This is a genomic window from Parafannyhessea sp., from assembly GCF_051876455.1.
Classification (GTDB): Bacteria; Actinomycetota; Coriobacteriia; order Coriobacteriales; family Atopobiaceae; genus Parafannyhessea.
The window spans coordinates 5,379-8,449 of the sequence record NZ_JBJEHW010000191.1; the positions used below are offsets into that span (position 1 = coordinate 5,379).

Consider the following 3,071-nt stretch of genomic DNA (forward strand, 5'->3'; position numbering starts at 1 on the left):
GATCCGCAAGGGCGCGGCGACCAACGCCGTCCAGATCGCGGAGATGCTGCTCTAGCGAGCCTCGCGCCCCGTCTGGCGGCTCAGCCACGGGGCGAGAAGGACGCGCGGCCATTGCGGTCGCACGTGCGCAACAGAACCGTATATGCGCAAGAGGGGCGGGCCATCTGGCCCGCCCCTCTTTCTGTCTTGGTTGGTTGGAATGCGTTTGCCGCCGGCCGTGGCCTTGCCTGTGGCCTGCTGTCGTCCTTCTCGCCCAGTGGACCCTGTGGGCCCTAGTCCTCGGCGTTGGCGAGGAAGGCCTTGGTCCTGGGGTCGCTCGGCTTGCCTATGACCTCGTCGGGCGTGCCCTCCTCCACGATTTGGCCGTCGAACAGGAAGGCGATCCTGTCGGACACGTCGCGGGCGAAGCCCATCTCGTGCGTGACGATGCCCACGGCCATGCCGTCGTGCGCGAGCTCGCGGATGAGCCGGTGCATGTCCTGCGTGAGCTTGGGGTCGAGCGCCGAGGTGGCCTCGTCGAAGTAGATGACCTGCGGGTTCATGCAGAGGGCGCGGGCGATGGCGACGCGCTGCTGCTGGCCGCCGGAGAGCTGGTCGGGCACGCTGTCCGCGTGGTCGGCGATGTCGAGGCGCTCGAGGAGCTTGCGCGCCTGCTCCTCCACCTCCTTGGGGTCGCGCTTCTGCACCACGATGGGGGCGTCCATCACGTTCTTGAGCACCGTGTAGTGGGGGAAGAGGTTGTAGTTCTGGAAGACGATGCCAAAGCGCATGCGCGCCTGGCGCTCCGCCTCCTTGTCGTACGTGGTGCGCGACTCTCCGGGCACGTTGGCGCACACGCGCACGTTGCCGTAGGCGAGCTCGCCGCTGTCGAACGTGTCGAGCAGCGTGAGGCAGCGCAGCAGCGTGGACTTGCCGGCGCCGGAGGGGCCGATGAGCGAGACGACCTCGCCCTGCTTGATGGAGAGGCTCACGTCGCGCAGGACCTCCTTGTCGCCAAAGGACTTGCGCGCGTCCTTCACGTAGACGGCGGGGAGTCCCAGCGCGGAGGTGAGGCTGATGTCGGGGCGTGGCATCTCGCGGGTCTTGGGCTTAGTCATGATAGTAGTCCATTCTCTTTTCGATCCTGCGAAGCACGAACTCGATGACGAGGCAGGTGATCCAGTAGATGAGCGCGGCGATCGCGAAGGGGACCATGCTGCGCTGCGACGCCACGAGGGCGCGGCTGGTGGTGAACATCTCGGCGATGCCGATCGAGAACGCGAGCGAGGTGTCCTTCACGAGCGTGACGATCTCGTTGCCCATGGCGGGCAGGATGCGCTTGAAGACCTGGGGCAGGATGATGCGGAAGAAGCGCTGGGTCCTGGAGTAGCCAAGCACCTGCGCCGCCTCGTACTGGCCGCGCGGCATGCTCTGGATGCCGGAGCGGTAGATCTCCGCGAAGTAGGCCGCGTAGTTGACGATGAAGGCGATCATGACCGCGACGAACATGTAGTCGGGGCCGGTCTGCTGGCCAAAGAGGTAGTAGGGGATGAAGAATACCGCGAACATCTGGAGCATGAGCGGCGTGCCGCGCATGAGCGAGATGTAGAGGCCCACGAGCCAGGAGAGGGGCTTGAACCTGGAGAGCCTGCCGAGCGCGACGAGGACCCCGAGGGGGATGGCCCCGATGAGCGTGAGGGCGAATATCTGGAGGGACACCACGTACCCGTTGAGCAGCATGCCCGTCATCGTGGAGATATCCAAGTGATTACCGCCTTAGTCGTTTCTCTTGAATGGATGGCGCCAGAAAAGCGGAATGGCGGCCGCGGCGGCCGCCAGACCAAAGGCGCTTGGAACTGTGGGGTGCAAGACTAGGCTAGCCTACAGCACCCAGAGGTCGTACGAGACTCCCTGGTCTGCGTACTTCTCGCACAGCTTCTTTACCGTGCCCTTCTTGTCGAGCTTCTTGAGGTCCGCCTGGACGGTCTTGGCGAGCTTCTTGCCCTCCGAGGTCTTGGCGAAGCCGACGCCGAAGTGCTCGGAGTTGAGCGCCTCGCTCAGGATGGTGTACTTGTCCGTGTCCTTGCCGATGTTGTACACGGCGACGGGGTAGTCGATGGCGATGGCGTCGACCGTGCCGTTCTGCAGCATCATGAAGGCCGTGTTGTAGTTGTCGATCGTCTGGAGCTTCTTGAACGTCTTGCCGAGCTTCTCCTGCGAGCCGCCGGTGGAGAGCAGGCTCAGCGCGGCGGAGTCCGTCTGCGTGATGACGTTCTTGCCCGCGAGGTCCGCGAGGGTCTTGATGCTCGAGCTCTTGGGGACGACGATGACCTGGCGGTTCTCCATGTAGGGCTTGGTGAAGGCGTAGTCCTTCTCGCGGCCCTCGATGGTGAAGCCGTTCCAGATGCACGTGATCTGGCCGCTGTTGAGAAGACTGTCCTTGGCGTCCCAGCTGATGGGCTTTGGCTTGTACTTCCAGCCCTCCATCTTGCATACGGCCTTGGCGAGGTCGAGGTCGAAGCCGGTGTACTTGCCGTCCTTGCCCACATAGCCGTAGGGCGGGAACTCCTGGTCGAAGCCGACGATGAACTGCATCTTGGAGGAGCCAGAGCTTGAGCTGCCGCCCCCACAGGCGGCGAGGTCGAGCATGACGGGCGCGGCGAGGGCCGCGGCGGACAGCTTGAGGAACTGACGACGATCCATGGTGATACCCCCTGGGGTTGCTTGCTTGCCGTGTGCGCCGGCCGCGTGGGCACTTTAGCGCGCTAGAGTAAGCATACGGCACGGCACGGGGGCCTTCAAGCTACGTGCAGTTAAGAGTGTGTTTCATGGCGGGGCCGCGGCCAAGGCGGCACGGGCTTCTCGGCCATGCGTTGCGAACGGCCACGTAGACGCTCTGTTAGACGGGGTCCGGCGGGGGAGAAGGACGGGGCCTTGTGGCGGAGATTTGCATCGGGAAAAGTTTTTTCAAATTTACCCTTGCCAATCGAGACGGGTTCGGGCATTATTACATACCGCGATGCGAGCGGGAACCAAATGGTGGGTGTAGCTCAGTTGGCAGAGCGACGGACCGTGGCTCCGTAGGTCGAGGG

At 64.0% G+C, this 3,071-nt stretch carries 3 protein-coding genes; all 3 read right to left on the minus strand.

The window, feature by feature from the left end; genetic code table 11:
• Positions 1–272 precede the first annotated feature (272 nt).
• The 3 genes from ACI38Z_RS08170 to ACI38Z_RS08180 all read right to left on the minus strand — a co-directional run bounded on the left by ACI38Z_RS08170 (position 273) and on the right by ACI38Z_RS08180 (position 2,682).
• Positions 273–1,097 (minus strand): amino acid ABC transporter ATP-binding protein, encoded by an 825-nt coding sequence (locus ACI38Z_RS08170; RefSeq protein WP_439789703.1) that lies wholly within the window; start codon positions 1,095–1,097, stop codon positions 273–275.
• Positions 1,090–1,743 (minus strand): amino acid ABC transporter permease, encoded by a 654-nt coding sequence (locus ACI38Z_RS08175; protein WP_439789704.1) that lies wholly within the window; start codon positions 1,741–1,743, stop codon positions 1,090–1,092. Before ACI38Z_RS08175 ends, ACI38Z_RS08170 begins: the two co-directional genes overlap by 8 nt.
• A gap of 117 nt (positions 1,744–1,860) precedes the next feature.
• On the minus strand, positions 1,861–2,682 hold the full coding sequence (locus ACI38Z_RS08180) for a transporter substrate-binding domain-containing protein (RefSeq protein ID WP_439789705.1): 822 nt from the start codon (positions 2,680–2,682) through the stop codon (positions 1,861–1,863).
• Between the last annotated feature and the right edge of the window lie 389 nt (positions 2,683–3,071).

Excerpts from the sequence above, each read along its gene's own strand:
- ACI38Z_RS08170 (WP_439789703.1), bottom strand. The coding sequence starts at position 1,097 with ATGACTAAGCCCAAGACCCGCGAGATGCCACGCCCCGACATCAGCCTC.
- ACI38Z_RS08180 (WP_439789705.1), bottom strand. The coding sequence starts at position 2,682 with ATGGATCGTCGTCAGTTCCTCAAGCTGTCCGCCGCGGCCCTCGCCGCG.